The 21,063-nt window shown below is 41.5% G+C and carries 15 protein-coding genes; 8 read left to right on the top strand and 7 right to left on the bottom strand.

All coding sequences use genetic code 11. The features are described 5' to 3' along the window. Positions 1–120 precede the first annotated feature (120 nt). Positions 121–252 (top strand): hypothetical protein, encoded by a 132-nt coding sequence (locus M3206_RS19010; protein WP_285876931.1) that lies wholly within the window; start codon positions 121–123, stop codon positions 250–252. 36 nt (positions 253–288) lie between these two features. On the opposite strand, the gene M3206_RS11385 is transcribed toward M3206_RS19010, so the two are convergent. After that, entirely contained in the window at positions 289–747 is a 459-nt protein-coding gene (locus M3206_RS11385; RefSeq protein ID WP_251312644.1) for a hypothetical protein, read from the bottom strand. Positions 748–1,238: 491 nt separating this feature from the next. Next, the gene (locus M3206_RS11380; protein ID WP_251312643.1) at positions 1,239–5,342 is read right to left on the bottom strand and encodes a S8 family serine peptidase; all 4,104 of its coding nucleotides are present in this window, start codon (positions 5,340–5,342) and stop codon (positions 1,239–1,241) included. A gap of 453 nt (positions 5,343–5,795) precedes the next feature. On the opposite strand from M3206_RS11380, the gene M3206_RS11375 reads away from it, so the two are divergent. The 4 genes from M3206_RS11375 (at position 5,796) to M3206_RS11360 (ending at position 12,020) form a co-directional block, all read left to right on the top strand. Beyond that, positions 5,796–6,674 carry an SMP-30/gluconolactonase/LRE family protein gene (locus M3206_RS11375; protein ID WP_251312642.1) on the top strand — a complete coding sequence of 293 codons (879 nt, stop codon included), beginning with the start codon at positions 5,796–5,798 and terminating at the stop codon, positions 6,672–6,674. Between the two features lie 701 nt (positions 6,675–7,375). Next, on the top strand, positions 7,376–10,498 hold the full coding sequence (locus M3206_RS11370) for a GNAT family N-acetyltransferase (RefSeq protein ID WP_251312641.1): 3,123 nt from the start codon (positions 7,376–7,378) through the stop codon (positions 10,496–10,498). Positions 10,499–10,510: 12 nt separating this feature from the next. After that, positions 10,511–11,368 (top strand): amidohydrolase family protein, encoded by an 858-nt coding sequence (locus tag M3206_RS11365; RefSeq protein ID WP_251312640.1) that lies wholly within the window; start codon positions 10,511–10,513, stop codon positions 11,366–11,368. A 94-nt stretch (positions 11,369–11,462) separates the two neighbouring features. Beyond that, positions 11,463–12,020: a GNAT family N-acetyltransferase gene (locus M3206_RS11360; protein WP_251312639.1), complete on the top strand. Its 558-nt coding sequence runs from the start codon at positions 11,463–11,465 to the stop codon at positions 12,018–12,020. Between the two features lie 396 nt (positions 12,021–12,416). Here the strand turns inward: M3206_RS11360 and M3206_RS11355 are convergent, their stop codons facing one another. Beyond that, the gene (locus M3206_RS11355; protein WP_251312638.1) at positions 12,417–12,956 is read right to left on the bottom strand and encodes a DUF2269 family protein; all 540 of its coding nucleotides are present in this window, start codon (positions 12,954–12,956) and stop codon (positions 12,417–12,419) included. Positions 12,957–13,064: 108 nt separating this feature from the next. Here M3206_RS11355 and M3206_RS11350 point away from each other — a divergent pair, with 108 nt between their 5' ends. Next, positions 13,065–13,748, top strand: coding sequence for a TetR/AcrR family transcriptional regulator (locus tag M3206_RS11350; protein WP_251312637.1), 684 nt, complete (start codon positions 13,065–13,067; stop codon positions 13,746–13,748). Between the two features lie 20 nt (positions 13,749–13,768). On the opposite strand, the gene M3206_RS11345 is transcribed toward M3206_RS11350, so the two are convergent. Both M3206_RS11345 and fdhF read right to left on the bottom strand, forming a co-directional pair. Then, entirely contained in the window at positions 13,769–14,248 is a 480-nt protein-coding gene (locus tag M3206_RS11345) for a DUF1641 domain-containing protein (RefSeq protein WP_251312636.1), read from the bottom strand. A gap of 15 nt (positions 14,249–14,263) precedes the next feature. Beyond that, a complete protein-coding gene (fdhF, locus tag M3206_RS11340) occupies positions 14,264–17,191 on the bottom strand; it encodes a formate dehydrogenase subunit alpha (protein WP_251312709.1) in 2,928 nt (975 codons plus the stop codon). 374 nt (positions 17,192–17,565) lie between these two features. On the opposite strand from fdhF, the gene M3206_RS11335 reads away from it, so the two are divergent. After that, positions 17,566–17,910 carry a DUF2294 domain-containing protein gene (locus M3206_RS11335; protein ID WP_251312635.1) on the top strand — a complete coding sequence of 115 codons (345 nt, stop codon included), beginning with the start codon at positions 17,566–17,568 and terminating at the stop codon, positions 17,908–17,910. A gap of 12 nt (positions 17,911–17,922) precedes the next feature. Next, the gene (fdhD, locus tag M3206_RS11330; protein WP_251312634.1) at positions 17,923–18,717 is read left to right on the top strand and encodes a formate dehydrogenase accessory sulfurtransferase FdhD; all 795 of its coding nucleotides are present in this window, start codon (positions 17,923–17,925) and stop codon (positions 18,715–18,717) included. A gap of 56 nt (positions 18,718–18,773) precedes the next feature. Here fdhD and M3206_RS11325 read toward each other — a convergent pair whose 3' ends face one another. Beyond that, complete coding sequence (locus M3206_RS11325) at positions 18,774–19,142, bottom strand: VOC family protein (RefSeq protein WP_251312633.1); 369 nt, start codon at positions 19,140–19,142, stop codon at positions 18,774–18,776. Between the two features lie 107 nt (positions 19,143–19,249). Further along, entirely contained in the window at positions 19,250–20,911 is a 1,662-nt protein-coding gene (locus M3206_RS11320; protein ID WP_425590731.1) for a serine hydrolase, read from the bottom strand. Positions 20,912–21,063: the final 152 nt, after the last annotated feature.

Here is a 21,063-nt window from a genome sequence, read left to right as displayed (position 1 = left end):
TTTTCTCTATCTCTTACAATAACGGGTAGATATAGAAAAAGGGAAGAGGTAATTATCACCTAATCAAAGAAATTCAATTGTATAAATATGTTAAAATGAAACCCTAGAGAGGAGTGGGTTATGGAATTTTTTATTTTAATCATCTTACTTGTTTTTTTGTTTGATATGGCGAAATTCAGAAAACAAAATGAAACCATGATTGAGCAAAACGAAAAAATGATTGAGCTATTAAGAGAAATTAAAGATAAGTAAATTTTACATTAGCCTACTTGTATAGATGGTTAACGATTAATCAACTACATACATATTAAAAAACTGATAATGTCCTTCACCGGTGATTTTTAAGACCAAGTTTTCCTCTAGAGGTTTCAAGATTTTATTTTCTTTAAAATGAAGGGACAACTCACTTGGGAAATCATCAAACGATACGGTAAATTTACCAAGTTGATGTTGTTTTTTATCTTGAGAAAAAGCCGTACTTAATGTGAAGGTTAGCTGTTTTGGGAGTTCATTATTCGTGGATTTAGGTTCGACTCTTAGCTGGTTCACCATATTTTTTGTAATGAAAAACTCTGCTTCCCAAAAGTCATTTTCACCTTTGTAGAAAACAGTTCCATCATTTTTTGAAGGTTCTGTGGATATAGTGGTTTCTGCTTTTTTTACTTGTGAATCTTGTCCGTTAAAAAACGTTGATGCGAAAGCGAACCCAAATAATAAAAAAACGGCGATAAGGAGTTTTTTCTTCAATTTAGATACCTCCTATATTCAGATGGAATATTAAAAGGTATTCTTCACAGCGGATAAAATTCCTTGGTTTTTTGACTAACATAACTAGCGGTTCTATCAGTTTCCATAAAACAAAAGTGACGAGAAAGTTCGTCACTTTTGTTTTTATTTCGTTTGTCTGCGATATAAATCCATCGATTTATAACCCTCTCCGATGACTTTTTCCATCTCAGTCAAACGTTCTAGATCATTTTTTATATTCATCTACGTGAGTGATATCGTCATCCACACATTGACTTTTCTTCTCACAATAAATTCGCGTCAACATTTTTGTAGAAGTTTAACACCTAAATGGTCAAAGCCGGTTATACAATTTCATTATGACCAACTTCTAATGTTTTTTCCAAAATCTAATGAATAAACTGACAAGGTTTCAGCAACCATTGCTCAATATCTCTAATAAACAAAGCTCCTGCAGAATGACAGGAGCTTTTCATGAAAGAGCCTTTAACCTATTTTTCCACAATGAATTCCTCAATGACTTGAGCTACATGATCGTCCGGAGAACCGACGCCACTGAAAACAACTTGATATGTTCCATTTTCAGCATCTTTTCCGAGCTTGTATTTTTCTTTAAATCGTTTACCACTGGTCTTTGGTAATTCAATTTGATCACCACTTGGGGTAACAATCTTGGTAGACCATTTAATCGATTTAGTTGCCTTTGCAGAAATAGAAACAGCTTTTTTCAAGTTTGTTATTTTTCTTGGTGTAACACTTGTTTCATTAATGATAGAAGTTTCTCCCTCACTCAGCCGGTAGATGTTAACTGTTTGTGTGGTCGTGGCACCTGCTAAATCAACTGTACGAATGGTAAATGTATTGTCTCCTTCTTTAAGGTTGACTACTTCTTGAAGGTTTAGATCCAACGGAACTGGATGCTCGAAAGAACTTGGACCAGGATGGTACTCGATTTCATCATCATTTACGAAAACTCGAATTAAATCGTAATTATCTTGAACATGAATGTTTATTGGAGTGGATGTCATAGAATGTTGAACAGCAGCGGGTGCATCTACCCCGATGATTGCCGGTGTTGTATCAACGAAAATCGGTCTTCTGCGGAATTCGGTTTCGTTACCCGCAATATCTACGGCTTTAACTTCAATCTCATAGACTTCATCTTCTTCAACGGTCCACTCCATATCAAAGCGGTATCTTTCTTCATCGAACTCGATTACTCGATTGAACTCAACAGATTCACCATTCACATAAACAGCTTCGAGAGGGGATTCATCCGTTACAAAACCTCTTAAGTTGATGGTTTTTGAAGAAAGAATCGTTCCACTTGAAGGAGCCTGTAAGACAATGATGGGATCCGTTTCGTCACCGCTTACTACAAGATCAGCTTCTTGCTCTGTGATATTTTGACTAAAGTCATAAGCGACAACTTTCACTTCAGAACCCTCAGGAACCTCTACATCTGATAAATCATATTCTCTCGTGTTAGAAGGCAAAAACGTATTTTCTGGCAGTATGTTCTCTCCATCTACTTTGATAAAGAAATGAGAAATCCCGATTCCTGTGCCGTCATTCGCTTCCCAGGTCAATGTTTTAGTTGTAAGGTCATACTTAGCCGAAACTTCAGGTTGTTTCGTGTCAATCATAAAAGGAATCTTCTTACTTTGCCAGTCTGCTTGGCGATGTTTCATATCGATACGAGCTTTGATTTCAAAATAATATTTTCCATCTGGAACAACTTCACCGTTGACTTTTCCATCCCAGCCCCGTTCTGCTAAGTAACCGGAATCTCTTCGGCAAAAACAGCTTGCATAGTTTTTTCTAACATTTTTTTCATTTCGGATCGTCCGGATTTTGTTCTTATCTTCATCCAAGATATTGTATTGGACATCACTAGCATTCCTTAAGAAAGTAACCATAGGCGTGACGGTATCATAAACGCCATCACCATTTGGAGAGATAGCATATTTGCTTACAGCATTCTCATAACCATTGATCGGATCCCATCCAAGGTATCCATCGTTACCAGGTTTTTGGTAAAGGCCGGCACATGGATTTCCCCAGCAAAATTGATAAAAGAACTTATCATCTATGTGGTTCATGCCATCAAAAATGCTTGGGCGATCCCACTTTCCATAAAAACCGAGATAAGGGACAACAAGGTTGGCTTCTTCACCATCAACATCTTCAAAACGGACAAATCCTTCTACGAAGATGTCTTCTTTTAGGTCGAATCCTTCTTCATTCGGTGATCCGTCTTCATTATAACCAGGGATTCTTGCATGAGTAAGATCGATGCTGATTTGAACCTCAACGGACTCTCCAGCAGGTACGGAAACGGTTTCTGGTGCATCAACATTTATATTCTTTAACGGCTCACCGCCTCGTAAATGAGGATTTCCTTCACTTTCTACAGCTGCTGACCAGTTCAAATCTCCTTCAGCAGTTCGTTGAATAGCATCAGTCAGCACATCCACGTTAACAGCATAAGTGACATCTTTATCCTTAGAATCATTGGTCGCTTCTACGGTAAAAGTGACTGTTTTCTCCGTAAAGTCACGTAATTCCACCTTGGCTTCGTTTGTATTTGGATCAACAACACGTACAGGAGTGGTTGTTGCATTGTGTATTTGCATTTGCCCGGCCCCTTGCACACGAGGGGAGAAGGCATATCCATTCGTACCTTTTACAACCTCAGCAGTATTCATTAATAACGTTTTTGCTAAATGAGCCTGTTCACTAGCAGATAGGTCTTTATAATCTGCGTGTTCTTGAATGTACTCCATTACGAGCGCAGATCCACCTGCAACATGAGGGGCTGCCATAGATGTACCACTCATCCACCCGTATTTATCATCATTGAGGGTAGAGTAGATGTTACCACCTGGCGCCATGACCTCTGGTTTGAGATCCAAACTTGGTGTGGATCCCCATGAAGAGAAAGAAGTTGGTCGTCCCTGTTGTGGAGAGGGCTCAGCCGTATCAACCGTGAAAGTAAGGCTTTTATTTCCATCATTATAAAGGCTGTTTAATTGGTCGCCCGTTTCTTTTGTTGTAAGTATGAAAGGGATTGCAAAATGTCCTTGATCACGATAGATCGTTCCGCCAGTACCATTGTCTGCCACGATTATTCCTACCGCGCCTTGTTCAGCTGCAACTGCAGCCTTGTCTATGAACGGACCTGGGGTACCGCCACGTGTAACGACAACAATTTTACCCGAAACATCGATCCCTTCATAATCAGACTCGGAACCGGATTTATTTCCTAATGAAACGATCTCATATTGTTGCTCGCCTAGTTTTTCAACCCAATCATCGCTTGAATAACCGAAGCCGTCGATCAGATTTCCGTTTAAAGATAGATTGTAATTAAACCACGTCTGCTTATTTCCAGAAGCAGCAACTTGGATAGAATCATAGGATAGACCTGGTGCTCCAACAACCCCGATATCCGGGTTCTCTGCAAACGGTGTTTTCTCAGGGTCACCAATATGGCGCGAATTTCCGGCTGATACCGAAACGACCACACCATTATCTACGGCTCTAGTGATTGCTAGATTTGCTAGATCGTCCGGAGAATAGAAAGCAGCAACAGAACCTAGACTCATATTAATCGCATCTGCTCCTAATTTGATTGAGTCATCGATCGCTGCTATGTAAACATCTGAAAAAGTAGAGGAGTACCCAGGATCGTTACTGAAAACTTTCATCGCTAATAGTTGTGCTTCAGGCGCAACACCTTTGATACCTCCATCTTCAGGGTTACCGTTCGCCGCTACAATACCTGCAACATGCATACCATGATTGGATCCATCAGGTACTAAATCACGGATTTTCGTATTGCGGTCAAAATAGTTATACCCATATGGCACTTTTTCAGTAAAAAATACGCCTGACAACTGATGTTCTTCTTTTAGACTATTAACCTCTGATTCTGTAAGATCTTCATCTGTTTCAGGACTAAGTACGAAATCTTTGTGAGAGGGATCAATCCCAGAGTCAATCACAGAAACGACCATTCCTTCGCCTTTGTATTTACCTTCTGTCCAAGCTTTATAGGATTGGATAAATTCGTGGCTTGTGACCATATCGGGTTCCACGATTGGTCTTTCGTATTCGTTTGATACGTAAACGCCTTTTACCCCTGGCAGTTTTTCAATATTTTTAATCTCACTGTATTGCACTTCACCGCTAAATCCATTTACAACAGTCGTAAAGTTAAATTTATAATTCATGGCGACTTTCTGATCAGCAATACTCTGCTTGACTTGCTTTTGTGCAGTTGTTACCTTTTCTTGCAATGCTTTTTGTGAAGATTTTGCTAGCTTTGTATAGTTGGTTCCTTTTTCTTTTGCCAATTCAATGGCAGTTTTACCTTCTACTTCTACAATTACTCTGACTTTGTCCTTAGCTTTAAATGGAAGGTCAGCCTTCACGTTATCAAAAGCTTCTTCTTTCGTTGCTGATGTAGCCTTTTCTGAACCTAGGTTATTTGTGTTCGTGTTTGGTGTCGTGGCAAAGGCTAAATTTGAAAATGTTAATAAAAAAATAAATAAAAGTACGATGCTTTTTTTCAAGATATTTAATCTACTCACCTAAAAACCCCTTTTCTCCATTTATTATCGTAACTTTACGATCCCTAACGTTAGCCTCCTTGTCCAAATCATTTTTTTCAGATATTTTTATTTTGCAAATAATCTGTCATTTAAAAGTAACAAAACAATATTTGTCAAACATCTACAAAAAGTCCCATATTATACTATAAATAGCTAAAGGAAATTAGTATTCAGAAATAGTAAAATAGACTATTTTTTATAGAATTTTCATAAATCTACTAGTCGATAGAAGCAGGTTTAGAACAGGCTAGAAATCTATTAAAGAATGATCTGGTAAAATGTATTCACTCGCTAGGATAGTGCAATATAACTATTCGTGTAATTTCCCGTTTCTACTCGTACCTTGGATAAGAAATGATATAATCAAAATCATATTTATAGTGAGTTAAGGGAATGAAAGTAGATAACGAACTGCCAACAGGAGGTTTTAGAGTGAAAGACGTAGCAGAATTAGTATTGCCAGCGAAAGCGGCTCTTGGCGAAGGACCATGCTGGGACTCGAAAAAAGGTGTACTGTATTGGGTGAATATTTTAGGGAAGACCGTGAATATTTACGATCCAAAGACAAATGAAAATAAAGAGATTCATGTTGGTCAGCAAGTCGGTACCGTGGTTCCTCGGGAATCTGGCGGGGTTGTTGTGGCGATGCAAAAAGGATTTTATTTCTTGGATTCAGAGACGGAGCAGCTCACTGAAATCGTTGATCCTGAAGAACAGCTACCAGAGAATCGTTTTAATGATGGAAAGTGTGATCCATACGGCAGGTTCTGGGCGGGAACCTTAAGTTTGAGTGAAGAAGAAGGAAAGGGCTCGCTCTACTGTTTGCATTCGGATTTTAATGTGGAAAAGAAAGTAGGAGACCTCACGATATCCAATGGGCTTGCTTGGTCGCCGGATCATCGGTTCATGTACTTAATCGATACACCGACTAGGAAGGTAACGCGTTTTGATTATGATGGAGAGACTGGAGCAATCGACAATCCGGTTCCAGTAATCGAGTTTAAAGAAGGGGAAGGATTTCCGGATGGAATGACGATTGATGAAGAAGGGATGCTGTGGATTGCCCATTGGAACGGTGCACAAGTTTCAAGATGGAATCCTGAGACGGGTGAACAATTGACTTCGATCTCGGTGCCAGCTTTAAATGTAACATCATGCACGTTTGGCGGTCCTGATCTTAAGACGCTCTACATCACGACAGCAAGAAAGAACATGACCGAAGAAGAATGGGGGAAATATCCACTCACAGGAGGCCTTTTTAAAGTAGAAACTGATGTGAAAGGTAGCCCCGCGTATTCATTTGGCGGTTAAATTGAATCATTAATACGAGAAGTCAATGAGGGAAGCCACCCGTAACAGCGATGTTGCATGGGGTAACCTTATTGGCTTCTTTCTTGTTAAAGTGACTTTTTATTTTTTATGAGTCTAAACATTGCGGCTATGAGTCAAACTGATCATTCTATGGGTCAAAATATAAAGCCTATGAGTCAAAACTTAGACTCTATGAGCCTAAACAAATTCTATGAGTCAAAAGCGAAGTTCTATGGGTCGATATAAACGTTCTATGAGCTGTTCTATACATTCCATTCAGAACAATTTTAAAACTTCAGAAAATTATATTTACTTTTCCTGAGCTTTGAATTACAATATCTAGGGTAAGGAAAATATTTCAAATAAAGGAGGCGTTGGACATGATTCAATTTAACTTAGAAACAATCAAAACAATTAAATGTAAAGTCCAATACACAACCTTCTTTATGGAATCCGTTTGATTTTCATGATGTGAATCGGAGCCCTGGGATGTGTATGCATTCTGGGGCCTTTTTATGCACTTTTTTCGTGTATCCAAAGGTCATCAGTATTCTGGTGGCTTTTTTTATTTTGCTCTTTTACCTACTTAACTTTAACTTAACAAATTAAAGGGGTGCTCACGATGATACAGTACAGAAAATCACGTCAATAAAAAACGAATAACACAACAATCATAAATAAAACGACTGGAGGCAACAAAAATGGAAGTAGTCCAACAATCTGTTATCGATCAAATTACAATCGTTGAATATGATCCAAGCTATGCAGGAAGAGTCGCTGAGATGTGGAACAACAGTCGTGACGGCTGGGGTGGAAGCAATTCGCTCAGAACCGAAGAGCAAGTTTTAAAACAGGAAGCGAACTCCACAAACCTCCATCTTTATTTGGCTTTAGATGGTGAAAAAGTCGTCGGTTATTGCAGCTTTGGTGAGTACCGGGAAGATGAAGGAGCCCTTTACATCCCACTTTTGAATGTGAGAGATGATTATCATGGGAAAAAGATCGGGAAGAAGCTTGTTTTAAAAGCTGTTGAAAAAGCGATTGAAATGAAGTGGCCGCGTCTCGATCTTTATACATGGCCAGGTAATACAAAAGCAACGCCTCTTTATAAAAAATGCGGTTTCTTTTGGGAAGATCGCGATGATACTACACATCTTATGAACTTCATGCCTTCGGTCATGCAGATTGAGGCGGTTTCTGATTTCTTCAATAAGGTGGACTGGTATGAAAATAGCACCCGAAAGATAGAAGTCGTACCTGATGGGAAAAAAGAAAATGATTTTCATTATTATGAGTACTCGTGGGAAACGAAGGAACAAGAGAAATTAAGAATGGAGTTTGAACGTTTTGGAAGGGGCCTCCGTCTCATTGAAACGGATGACTATCTGATCTCTGCTACGGTTGAAGACTTCAATCTTGTATTTGGCTCAGATTATAAAATGAAGTACCAAATCATCAATAAATCGGGCAAACCTTTAACGGTAGCTATTGAAGGGATGAACGACAAGAATATCGAGTTTCAGGTCGCTAAGGAAATAACGGTAACGGGCGAAGAGACGATTGAAGTGCCTTTTACAGTGAATGCGATCGATGAAGAACAGAGTATTTGGCGGACACATCCGACAGTGAGTGCCATGCTTACTATCAATGGTAAGAAAGCACCTTTTAAAGTAGGAATCAGCCCAAAGTTTCCATTGAATTTAAGCTGCAAGTTTTCTGATACTCTATCGTTTATCGGAAATGCTTCAACGTTCTATCTCGACCTTGAAAATAATTTTAATGAAGAAGCTACTTTTACCTTTGAATTGCCTGAATCAGAACTGATCGATCTGGAAGACCGCATATTCCGTATTTCGTTAGCGGCTCGTATTAAGCAATCGGTGCCTGTACCTTTTACGTTAAAAAAGCATGGATTCTATTCAGCAGACCTTAAGATTAAGGCAACAAAAAAGGATGGAAGCTCTGTTGTTTTTTCTAAAAGGATAGGAACTGCCTTCAAAGGAATCGGTAAAAAATTTGCAGGTGAATGTGCAGATTATTTTCACGTGTACAACGGACAATATCATCTGACCCACGACAAATTCGATAACTGGATCAAACCAGGTAAAGGAAGTAAAGACTTCAAAATCGCGTTGATGCATCCCAAACTCGGTAAACCGTTCTCAGAAGAGCTGGCACGAATTCGCCCTTACTGTGTAGAACCGATCTTTGAAGAGGGATACGCCGGCATGAAAGCGATTTATCGTTCAAATGCTTTTCCAGGGCTCGAACTGGCTTCTGTGGTGAAATTGTATGGTGAAGGTTTGATTGAGCAGCATTATGAAATTACGAATACACAGGAAACAGAAACGTCAGAAGAAGTTTGGCTGAATAACCCGATCCTTTTTAGCCGGATTTTAGAGCGAGCCGTATTGCCTTATGAGGGAGATATTGTGGAACTTAACGATTCGACGGGGTCTTTTCTTGACTATTGGAAAAGCAAAAACATCACTGAAAACTGGATCTTCTTAAGAGGACAGAACAACCCTCGAGGAATCTCTTGGTCAAAAGAGGCAAGCATCTATTTTGCATCATGGTTTATGTATTTTGAACATAACCTTGGGAAGTTAGCAGCACATCAATCGGTCGAAACAAAGCCTGTTGTATTTTCAATCGGTGCATTTCAAGACTGGCAATCTTTCCGTGAATACGCCGTGCAAAAAAGCAACATGGCTGCTGAGCGCCCTAAGAACCATATGATGTTTTCTTTGGAAGATGGAAACCCGTTCGTGAGCGGGGAGGAATGTAAAGCGGTGGTTAAAGACAGAAAATCAGCGTTTTTTAACGGCTTAATAGAAATCAAAAGGGATGATGAAATTCTGCAAAGCCACTTGTTCACATCAGACGAGGGGTTGACTCATGCATCGTTTGAGATTCCAATGGATGCTGAAGAACCGGTTCACGTTTTAACATCTAAAATGAGTTTGGATGAGGTCGATATTACGCGTCAAACTGCGGCTTTTGTCACGAAGGAAACACCGGTTCAATACGAGAAAAGCATAAAGAATGAGCTCGAAGTTTTATCTGCAGATAACGGTGAATTGAAGATTTCAGCTTCTGGCCAATTCGCTCCAAGTCTGTTTTCCCTCCAATATAAAGGACAGGAATGGATGGACACACCATTTCCTAAGCCTGCTCCAAAATCATGGTGGAATCCATGGATGGGTGGGATCGCAGGACTTGTAGGAGGAACGAGTTTGAACTCTCTATTAAAAGAGGAAAGTACCGTGGCGTTTGCTGAGAAAGAGGACATTAAAGGGAACGTGTGGAAAGGCTTGAGAATCTCCACTAAATACGAAAAGCATGAAACCTTCAAGGGGCTTGAGGTCCATACGTATTTCTTAATGCTGCCAGGCGTGCCTGTTCTTTGTCATACAACAGAAATCGTTCAGACAATGGGGAGTTATCTTAATGGGGAGAATTTTTATACGGGATGCTTTTTAAATCCAGGATCTGAACTGACAAAGAGCTGGGCGAGCTTCCAGAGTGAAACAGGTGAATGGACGATGGTTTATGGAGGAAAAGGCGAACAAGAGATGGCTGTTGACCGAAGCGTTGTGTTCGGAAGTGATGAGCATGAGAACCTGCTGCAGATTGTCGCTGATCAGAATGCTACATTCGTGGATTCTTATATCAATAAGGAAGTGATTGAACTCGGATGCGCTGAGAAACTTCACTTGGCACACGGTTCTACACATTTTACATCGCCTGTGTTCTATCTGTTCTCTAACAAAGTAATTCCAGATATAGCTTTAGAAGATTTGAAGAAAATCCGTTTTTGCTAAGGGAGAGAGTCTATGAAAATCATCGACGCACATATGCACTATTCAAACATTGAAAGCTTTAAGCACACGGCAATCAATCTGTCCAAACTAGACTATTCCTATGAAGGCATTATAAAAGAATACGAGGATGCCGGGGTTGTTCTCGGGATTGCGATGGGTCTTACAGAAAAAGAGGTTGAGGGGTTTCCGGATCCCTTGACCGCTACACCGATGGGAATCGATCTAGAAAAGAGAATTCCTGAAAATGTTGTGTACTGCGCAGGCATCAATCCTCATCATCTAGGAGAGAAGGAACTGGCAGAACTCGAAGAAACGGTGCAAAAACCAGAAGTGGTCGGATTGAAGATCTACTTAGGCTATTATCCGTTCTATGCGTATGATGAGGTATACCAGCCAGTTTATAGACTAGCCGCTAAATACAATCTGCCGGTCGTGTTCCATACAGGAGACACGTATTCAGAGCGCGGGTTGCTGAAGTATTCTCATCCCTTAACACTGGATGAAGTGGCAGTTATGCATCGTGATGTGAATTTTATGATGGCTCATTTCGGTGATCCGTGGACACTGGACGGAGCTGAGGTGGTATACAAGAACCGCAACATGTATGCGGACCTTTCCGGACTGGTCGTCGGAACAAGAGAAGAGATTAAGAGATACAAAGATTCACCCCGTTTCTTCAACCACCTGAAGCATGCGCTGACTTTTACGGATAACTATAAGAAGTTCTTGTTCGGCACCGACTGGCCACTCGTGCCAATACAGCCGTACATTGAATTTGTGAAAGAGATGATACCAGAAGAGCATCATGAAGATGTATTTTATAACACAGCGTTAAACGTTTTCCCGAAGATCAGACCGTTCATAAAATAATAATTGAATGAGAGAGGGGTGATGCCTTTGGTAATGGTTACGGGATTTTGTCAGAAGAAATTTAATAGAAAACCAGCAAGGAGGAATCACCTCTATGATTACAGGTAAACTGGTAGAGTTACGGCCGGTATCATTAGAAGACCATAAACGATCGTACCTTTGGCGAAACGATGAAGAAACAGCTAAGCTTGATGCCGGTTCCGGGATGTATCGTTATAGTCATACACCTTTAGAAAAAATTGAAGCCAGCTATGAAAAAGATATTCTTTCCATTGATAAACGAGAGGTAGGGGAATTCTCGATTTATACCCTTGGAGACGATGCGCGGCATATCGGCTCGATCGGGTATCGAGATCTTCATATTGTTTCACGACGGTGCGTAGTCGGTATTGGGATTGGAGAAAAAGAGCTGTGGGGCAAAGGATATGGAACCGATGCCTTAAAAGCTTTGGTCAGCTACCTGTTTAAGACGATGAATTTGAGAAGGATCCAACTTGATACGTGGAGCGGAAACACGCGTGCGATCCGTTCTTATGAAAAAGTCGGATTTGTGATCGAAGGACGTCTAAGAGAAGATACGTTTATTGATGGAAACTACTATGACACCATTGTGATGGGGCTTTTAAGGGAAGATTTTCATGATGAAGCTTAATATTACAGCGTTTTTTTAACCGATCACATATTTTTGAGGTTCATCACATAATTTTGGAAGTTTATCACATAAAAAAGTGGAATGGGATTCAATGGTTGACGAATATGCGAGAAAAGGTATTGACAATGTTTAGAAGGGGCATGCTGATAAGCTCTTGCCCTTAAGATGAACAATCTTGAGGGTGGGGCTCTTTTTTGTCGTAATTTGTCGTCTCGTGGTTATTTTTTTATTAACGTGGGATTATTTCAATTAACGCAGGAAAAAAGTGAATTAACGTGGGATACATTCTATTTTTCGTGGGATTCCGCGTACCCAGCTTCTTTTACATGCTAAATTAATCGTTTCAGGAGCCAAATTTTAATAAAAACAAAACCTCGGGAGAGTATCCCCGAGGCTTTATCCATTTTGAGATAATGCTTTGGTTTGCTTTTGTTGTTTTCGCTTTCCCCATGGCTTTAAAACGGATATGACAATCACAAATAGGAGAAGTGATGTTTGAATGATGGCACTGATGATTAGCATGTTTCGGTCATGAAGGTAGACAGGATCTGTCAGCGCGTCCAAACCTTTAGCTTTTGTAATCTGGATAGAACTTTGAACCCAAATGTTTAATACACTGCCAATTCCTAAAGTAATAAGGGTAATAATTTCCTTTGCTATGATCCAATAATGCTTAACAAACCCCCAATGTGTTCGTAGGGAAAGAAAAACGCCTGTTATTATGACTCCTAATAACCCCGGAATAATTAGGGAAAGATCCACGATATGCATGAAATGATGTGACACTCTTAAAACTTCTGCTGAATTTGCTGTGAGTGCGGAGATCATGAGGACCCATTGTGTAAAGCTTCCTCCTACAAATAGAACGGTTGAGATTAAATGAAAGATGAGCCACCAATTTTTTCGCGTCAACTTTTTTGGAGAAGATTTCTTCATTTTTTTCACTTCTTTCTACGCTTTATTTAACACCGTTAAATTTAATTTAACACTGTTAATTTTAAATGGTAAATGTTAGAATTGTCAATAGGCAAAGGAGGTTTTTTTATGGGTAGAAAAAAACGAACGAGCTATGAGGATATTCTTGATAAAAATAAAATTCTTGAGACAGCTATCGATTTGATCAATACTGAAGGATTACAGAAGCTTTCGATGCGAAACGTCGCAACGTCCCTGAATACGAGTGCAGCCTCTCTCTATTGGCACATTAAAAATAAACAAGAGTTAATGCAGTTGCTATCTGAAGAGATCGTAAAAAAGATTCCTTATCCTGACGCGGCAAAGAGCTGGGATGAGCAAATCATTGAATTTGGTAAAGGGTATCGAAGCGCTTTGTTCGCCATTCGAGATTCTGTTGAGATTATGACAGAAACTATCCCTATGACAGCTGAACGACTCAAGTTGATCGAATACATCTATCAAGTATTATTAAAAGCGGGGGTTAAGGCGGCTGAAGTGCCAGCTGCAGCAGGATTGATTCATAATTATGTTCTTTCTTTTGTAAAGGATGAAATGGCTCTCCTTGAAATGGCGAAAGCAGAAGGTATATCGACAGAAAAGAGAATGCAAGAGGTAAGTGAAATGTTTAAAGCATTGGACAAAAGTGAATTTCCTGCACTTGTAGAACTTGCTGAGCATTCGGTAAGTATACATGGTGTGGATGCGTTTGAAATGGGGTTAAGCATCCTATTAAGCGGAATTAGGGAACGCATAGAAAAAGGACTTACCTAGAAAATAGGTAAGTCCTTCATTTATTTCTTCAGTTCCTGGCCCATGCCTTTCAAAAAGTGAAGACCAAAGCCGATCGCACGATTGATATCAGGATCTTTTAATGATTTCACCAAATCAAAAGCCCCGACTTTTTGTTCGCTCTCTACAAAAGATTCCCCTTGTTTTAAGCCTGACACGACGCTGTCGAGAAGTTTAGAGGTTGATTCTGGATCCATCTTCGTCAAGACGCCGGCTGCACCCATCAAGTTATTAATCATGTTCGTGACCGGTTCGCGTGAGGCCTGGCCAATTGCGATACTTGCAATCTTGTCTTTGGCTTCAAGCATGGCGTTTGCCGCTTCCAATGCACCGATCTTATCAAGCTCTCCGATAAAATCGAGCGCCTTTGTTAGGGCAGCATCTTTTTCTGCTAATGCTTTTTGAAGTTCAGCGAGTTTTTCTTGCTGAATTTGCTCATTTGTTTTTACCTTTTTCTTCACAACGGTAATCGGTTCTGCCATATGAAATCAGCCCTCCTACACTTCATCCGTCAGATGGACATAGCCAGGACGGTTCCATTTTCTTTGTACTTCCACGCCATTTTGTGGATAGCGCTTTTTGTTTCTTGGGTTATTGCCAGGCAATTTCACTTCGCCTTCACGGCTGATGATTTCCATTCGTACTTTTGTCTGCTTGTATGCCGGAGTATGCGTACGATGGTCAACGGCCGGTCCGGTAAGGAAGTTGATCGCGGATTCCTTATCCACAGAGTTCATCGGCAGGTAGAGTTCATTGTTTTTTACACGATCGGTAACCAATGCGTTCAGTTTAACGGCTCCAAAAGGAGAGATCAGCCGGACGACCGAACCGTCGATCAAACCGCGTTCCTCTGCAAGAGTTGGTGATACTTCAACAAACACATCTGGCACTTTATGCTGAATTCCTTCCGATTTGTTCGTCAGGTTCCCTTCATGGAAGTGCTCCAGCATACGGCCGTTGTTAATGTGAAGATCAAACTCTTCAGGGAATTCAGCTGGCAGCATCCAGTCGGAAAGGGCAAAGCGCGCTTTTTTATCAGGGAAATTAAATCCGTCCGTGTAAAGAAGAGGTGTGCTCTTACCACTGAAATCTCCCCAAAGGAAACTGCCCCAGCCTTCAAGGACATCATAGCTAGCCTGACCAAACAATGGGGCTAATGACGCCATCTCTGCAAAAATCTCGCCCGGATGCGAATAGTTCCAGTCCGCTCCCATACGAATCGCAATCGCCTGGATGATCTCCCAGTCGGGACGTGACTCGCCAGTTGTCGGCAGTGCTTGATACAAACGCTGAACGCGGCGTTCAGTATTCGTGAAGGTTCCTTCTTTTTCTAAGGATGGAGCCGCTGGCAGAATCACGTCTGCATATTGAGCCGTCTTCGTTAAGAAAATATCTTGAACGACGAAAAAATCAAGCTGTGACAACATGTCATGAACATGGTTCGAGTTGGAATCCACGAGAGCTATATCTTCACCGATCAAGTACATCGCTTTGATCTCACCGTTACCGATTCCTTCAACCATCTGGATGTTGTCTTTTCCTGGTTTGCTGTCGATCGAAACGCCATATGCTTTTTCGAATTTCGAGCGGGCTACGTCATCTGTAATATGCTGATAACCCGGCAGCCAGGCAGGAAGGGTACCCATGTCACAGGCGCCTTGAACGTTGTTATGCCCGCGTAACGGATAAGCACCTGCGCCAGGTCGTCGATAGTTTCCAGTCGCTAAAAGGAGGTTCGAAATGGCAGCAGATGTATCGCTTCCGCCTGTATTCTGTGTCACACCCATGCCCCAAAGGATACAGGTACCATCTGCGTCACGGATCAATTTTGCTACATCGATCAATGTCTCTTGCTTAAGACCTGTGATCTCTTCAGCATACTCGAGTGTGTACTTTTCTAATACCTCCTTGAACTCTTCAAAGTAATGGACGTTTTCTTCAATAAACTTCTGATCGTGCCACCCTTGGTCGATCATGTACTTTGTAACGGCCATCAGCCACACTTGATCGGTTCCTTGTTTTGGACTGATAAAAATATCAGAGCGCTCAGCGAGTTCATGTTTACGAAGATCAGCGACGATCAGTTTTTGTCCATGAAGCTTGTTTGCACGTTTAATGCGCGTCGCTAAAACAGGGTGTCCTTCTGTTGGATTCGCTCCAACAACGATGACGAGTCCGGCTTCAGCGATATCTTGGATTGTACCAGCGTCACCACCCATACCGACTGTTCGGAACAAGCCGTCTGTTGCAGGAGACTGACAGTAGCGGGAACAGTTATCCACGTTGTTTGTACCGAAAACCTGGCGTGCGAGCTTCTGCATTAAATAATTTTCTTCATTCGTAATTTTAGAGGAAGAGACGAACCCGAGAGCGTTGCTGCCATAATCTTGTTTGATCTGGTCCATCTTGCTCGCGATTAAGGATAGGGCTTCATCCCAAGTGGATTCAACAAACACCCCGTCTTTACGGATAAGGGGAGTAGTCAGACGTTCTTCGCTGTTCACGAAATCCCAGCCGAACTTTCCTTTTACGCAAGTGGAAATAGCATTTACAGGGCCTTCACTCGGTTCTACTTTTAAAATCTTTCTTCCTTTCGTCCAGACTTCGAACGAACAACCTACACCACAGAACGTACAAACCGTTTTTGTTTTTTTCGTACGTGTCTCACGCATCGCTGCTTCCACTTCAGACACGGCAAAGATACCACTATAGCCAGGCTCAACCTCTTTTACAAGTTCGACCATCGGCTCCAGAAGATCCTCTTTCAAGCCCGTCATGAAACCTGCTTCACCTAGCATAGTTTTTTCCATTAAGGCGTTACAAGGACAAACCGTTACACACTGTCCGCAGCTGACACAAGAGGATTCATCGATACTTGAACCTGCATCCCAAATGACACGCGGGCGTTCTCGTTCCCAATCGATCGAAAGGGTCTCGTTCACCTGAAGGTTTTGGCATACTTCCACGCATTGACCGCACGTGATGCACTGGTTTGCATCATAACGGTAGAACGGGTGAGACATATCGATGTCCACCGTTTCTTCTTTCGGCGAGTAGGGAATAGACTGATGTTCGATCTCCATCAGTTCGGCTGTGTTGTGCAGTTTACAGTTTCCGTTGTTGTTATCACAGACTGTGCAATAGAGAAGGTGATTTTCCAAGAGTCGATCCATCGCCTGGTTCTGTGCATCTTTCGCTCGGGAAGATGAACGATCAATCGTCATGCCGTCTAAGGCCATCGTTGAGCACGAACGCACCAGTTTGCCATCAACTTCGACGATACAAGTATCACACGTCTCGATCGGGTCCACTTGCGGCGTGTAACAGATCTGAGGATGGGGAAGTTCATTTTTATTGATGATATCCAGGATGGACGTTCCTGCTGATGCTTCGTACGTCTTTCCGTCTATCTTGATCTGAATCATTTTTTCCATTAAAGACCTTCCTTTCAATGATGAAAGTACAAAAAAATCCACCACGAAAGCACAGATTCTATGAGGCGCAGAAAATGTGTATCATGGTGGAATAGTTTAATAGCAGAACTTACTATCGGACCAATCCAACATTTCTATTTTTCATAAAAACGGATGGCTTCTGAAAAATAGACGAGTTATATCATTCGTTAAGAGGGAAGAGGAACAAATCATTATTCCAGCTTCCAACTTTTCTCCCTTTATTATAGCGGTTTCATAGTAAAGAAACAACGAAACTTCCAAACTAACTAAATTTTTTTACGTGCGAAAAGTAAGTACATCATGTATGATTAGTAAAAAATGGTGAGACAATGGTGGTGGTTAACATGTCAAAAAAAATACACGACTTCAATGATATCATCCGAAAACTGCGTAAGAATTTATTAGGAAAAGGTCCTGAAAAAATACATACAGTCTTTGTTGAAAACATGGCGATCTCAACCATGTACGGCAACTTGACCCCAACGGAGAAGTTTATTGCAAGAACAGCTGAAGGAAAAGAAATGGTTCATGCTGCTAGAACCCGCCTCATCCAGGACATCTATGCAACAGCACCACCTGAGGGGTTAGAAGATGTGACAGGTGCAAAGTTTGTTCATCTGTTTTCAGATTTTAAAGTAGATGAGGACATGGCCGTTTCAGTCTTTGTCTTTGATAAACCCATCGCTTAAGGGGGGACTTTCATGAAGCCAGTCGTAACGAAGCGCGAAATTCTTCAATTTAAAAAAGGTGGAGCGTCTTTCGTTGAAGACACCGTTGTATCCGAACTTCCCGTCACGATCAAAATCAATGGGGAAGAATTCGTGACGATGGTCTGCAGCCCGGAGTATATAGAGGACATGGTTGTCGGCTATCTTGCTTCAGAAGGTGTGATCCGAAACTATCAAGAGATTCGGGACATCTGGGTGCAGGAGGACGGAAACTTTGTTCATGTGACGTTAGATAAGGTGAACCCGCTCTATCAGAATCTGCAGAATAAAAGATACATAACGTCGTGCTGTGGAATGAGCAGACAAGGGTTCGTGTTTGCGAACGATGCACTTACAGCTAAGAGCATGAACGACGTTCGGGTGAAAGTGACCCCTGATGACTGCTTCCGTTTGATGAAAGAGATGCAAAGTTCAGCGGGCATATTTAAGGAAACGGGCGGAGTGCATAACGCAGCACTGTGTGATGTGAACGGAATCGTGCTGAGCCGGATGGATATCGGGCGTCACAATGCGCTAGACAAAATCTATGGTTATTGCCTGAAGAATGATATTTTCATAGGGGACAAGATTCTTGTTTTCAGCGGGAGGATTTCATCAGAGATTTTGTTGAAGGTAGCGAAGATCGGCTGCGAGATCGTACTGTCCAAGTCCGCACCGACCGAATTTGCCCTGCAGTCAGCTGAAGAGCTAGGCATTACGACGGTGGGTTTTATTCGTGGAGACTCGATGAACGTGTATACGAGACCGGATCGGATTGTTACGGAGTGAAAATAAGAAGAGAGAAGAGCAGTCTGCCAGTTATGGCGTGACTGCTTTTTTTTGATTTAATTATGTACTTGAAGTTTATTTCCGCTAGGGTCATAGAAATGAAAATAGCTGTGGCCGTTGTCTTCTTGCATGTCATCTACTTTTACATTTTGGTCTTTTAAATAGGTATACAGCTCGTTGATGGCTGACGTTGTAAATCCGATCGAAAATTCAGCTTTCCCGTTTATGGTGAAATGTCCTTTAGAATCCGGATCTCCTTGTATTAATATGAGCAGTGGACCAGAACTTAGTTCGATAACAGCAAGCTTACCGTCACTGTGCTTTAATTGAAAACCTAGGCATTCTGTGTACCAGGTTATTGACGCTTGTAGATTAGTAACAGGTATCCTGAAATAATGCATCTCATGTATGAATGGTTTGGCCATGATTTTTCCTCCTTATTGTTTGCACTTATATATTTCGGTAAAGATTATTTTTACCCTTTTTTAAAAAAACAGTCCTGCAAAAAGATGCAGAACTGCTTCTCGTTTTTCTACCAGCTGCGCTGTTCCCACTGGCTTTCACTCATTTTTACTTTCTCTTTATTTCCTGTTGAATCTGTGGTGAACACATCATCAACATACCAGCCCCTGCCATTTACGGAAACATCCGTCTCATAGAGGAAGCGGACGAATTGTGTCTCATCTGGAAGTTCTATCTTTTCGTTTGTCCATTTTTCATCCTTGCCTGTATAAACGTCAGAAAGGTTTGTCCACGTTTCACCGTCTTCAGATACTTGAACGATTCCTTTGTCACTGTCGGTTTCGATGCTGAACCAATTTTGGAAGTGAAGTTTCTTCTGATCCTCTTTTACTTTAAACGTTAAGCTTTTTGCAAGATTATCCCCATAGCCTGAAAACCAAGCTTTATCTTTATGCCCCATCGGAACGGATATCGAATCACCAGCAAGTTGAGCCACTTCACGTCTAATTGGGTTCATTGAAACCGTATCCCGTGATGGATGGACCCGATTGGTCAGCGTTAACACGATAGTCTGATTTTTTGGAGATACAACTATTGATGTTCCTGTATATCCGGTATGACCGAGCGTTTCTTCATTTGATAACGAATCCATATACCATCCTTGATTCAATTCCCAGCCAAGTCCGTGTGAGTCGTCAGGAAACTGAGGGAGCTGGTTTTCGGTTAATAATCGGACAGTTTCCGGTTCGAGGATCTTAGTCGACCCATACGTTCCTTTTTGTAAAATCATATGGCCAAAAACGGCGAGATCTTTAGCCGTTGAGAAGACACCTGCATGGCCAGCTACACCATCAAGGCTCCATGCGTTTTCGTCATGCACACTGCCCCACACCATGCCGCGGCCGATGTTCGGCTGATATTCGGTTGCTGCCACACGGTCACGAAGAGAAGCGGGAGGGTTGTACATCGTATCTTTCATTCCAAGAGGCTCTGTGATGTTCTCTTTTACAAACTCATCAAGTCTTTGACCAGACAGCCTTTCTACTAAAACTCCAAGTGTGATTAAATTTAGATCACTATATGTATATGTAGTACCAGGCTCATTATTTAATGGGTATTTTAAAGCGATCTGCAGCCTTTCTTCACGGTTCGTTCCCATGTTATAAAGCGGAATCCATGCCACAAAGCCAGAGGTATGAGTCATGATCTGTCTGATCGTTACGGATTCTTTTCCGTTTTCATTAAATTCTGGAATGTACATGCCGACAGGATCATCCAGATTGAACTTTCCTTGTTCATAAAGCTGCATGGCGGCGGTCGTCGTGAAAAGCTTAGAGATAGAAGCAATGTCAAAGATCGTATCCTTTTTCATCTTTACAGGGTTGTCCATTTCGGTAAACTGGTCGTCCGTATAGCGAGCGGAGTACCCGTATGCATCATGCTTCGCGATGCTACCGCTGCGTGCAACAAGAACAACAGCACCAGGCATCGTTCGTTTTTCCATTTCACTCTTAATAAAAGAATCGATCTTCCGAAGCGGCTCTCTCTTGAGTCCGGCACTTTCAGGAGTTCCCGGGTGAAGGACAGCGGAAGATTGAACGGGTTTGTTCCAAGACCCTGGTTTAATGTGATGGTTGACGGTAGAATCTTCTGCAAGAATGGCTGGGGTCATACTGGATAGAAGCATGGCTGTGCTCAGCATGGTACAAACTAAGACGCGTTTTCCTCTCATATGTACATCTCCTTATTTCTGAAAATTCTTACACTTTAAAAGTATCAATCTGGTAAGAAGCTGTCCATCACTCTGAAGACCCATAGCACAAGGTCCTATTGAATGGTCAGAATTGTTTGGGGTCTGTCCCGGGACAGACCCCAAACAATTCT

This window comes from Fictibacillus phosphorivorans, assembly GCF_023715845.1.
Classification (GTDB): Bacteria; Bacillota; Bacilli; order Bacillales; family Fictibacillaceae; genus Fictibacillus; species Fictibacillus phosphorivorans_D.
The sequence above is the reverse complement of the archived record's forward strand: the minus strand, read 5'-3'. Positions and strand labels throughout refer to the sequence as shown.

Coding starts and splice junctions, on each gene's coding strand:
- M3206_RS19010 (WP_285876931.1), top strand. CDS start 121: ATGGAATTTTTTATTTTAATCATCTTACTTGTTTTTTTGTTTGATATG.
- M3206_RS11370 (WP_251312641.1), top strand. CDS start 7,376: ATGGAAGTAGTCCAACAATCTGTTATCGATCAAATTACAATCGTTGAA.
- M3206_RS11365 (WP_251312640.1), top strand. CDS start 10,511: ATGAAAATCATCGACGCACATATGCACTATTCAAACATTGAAAGCTTT.
- M3206_RS11360 (WP_251312639.1), top strand. CDS start 11,463: ATGATTACAGGTAAACTGGTAGAGTTACGGCCGGTATCATTAGAAGAC.
- M3206_RS11355 (WP_251312638.1), bottom strand. CDS start 12,956: ATGAAGAAATCTTCTCCAAAAAAGTTGACGCGAAAAAATTGGTGGCTC.
- M3206_RS11350 (WP_251312637.1), top strand. CDS start 13,065: ATGGGTAGAAAAAAACGAACGAGCTATGAGGATATTCTTGATAAAAAT.
- M3206_RS11345 (WP_251312636.1), bottom strand. CDS start 14,248: ATGGCAGAACCGATTACCGTTGTGAAGAAAAAGGTAAAAACAAATGAG.
- fdhF (WP_251312709.1), bottom strand. CDS start 17,191: ATGATTCAGATCAAGATAGACGGAAAGACGTACGAAGCATCAGCAGGA.
- M3206_RS11335 (WP_251312635.1), top strand. CDS start 17,566: ATGTCAAAAAAAATACACGACTTCAATGATATCATCCGAAAACTGCGT.
- fdhD (WP_251312634.1), top strand. CDS start 17,923: ATGAAGCCAGTCGTAACGAAGCGCGAAATTCTTCAATTTAAAAAAGGT.
- M3206_RS11325 (WP_251312633.1), bottom strand. CDS start 19,142: ATGGCCAAACCATTCATACATGAGATGCATTATTTCAGGATACCTGTT.
- M3206_RS11320 (WP_425590731.1), bottom strand. CDS start 20,911: ATGAGAGGAAAACGCGTCTTAGTTTGTACCATGCTGAGCACAGCCATG.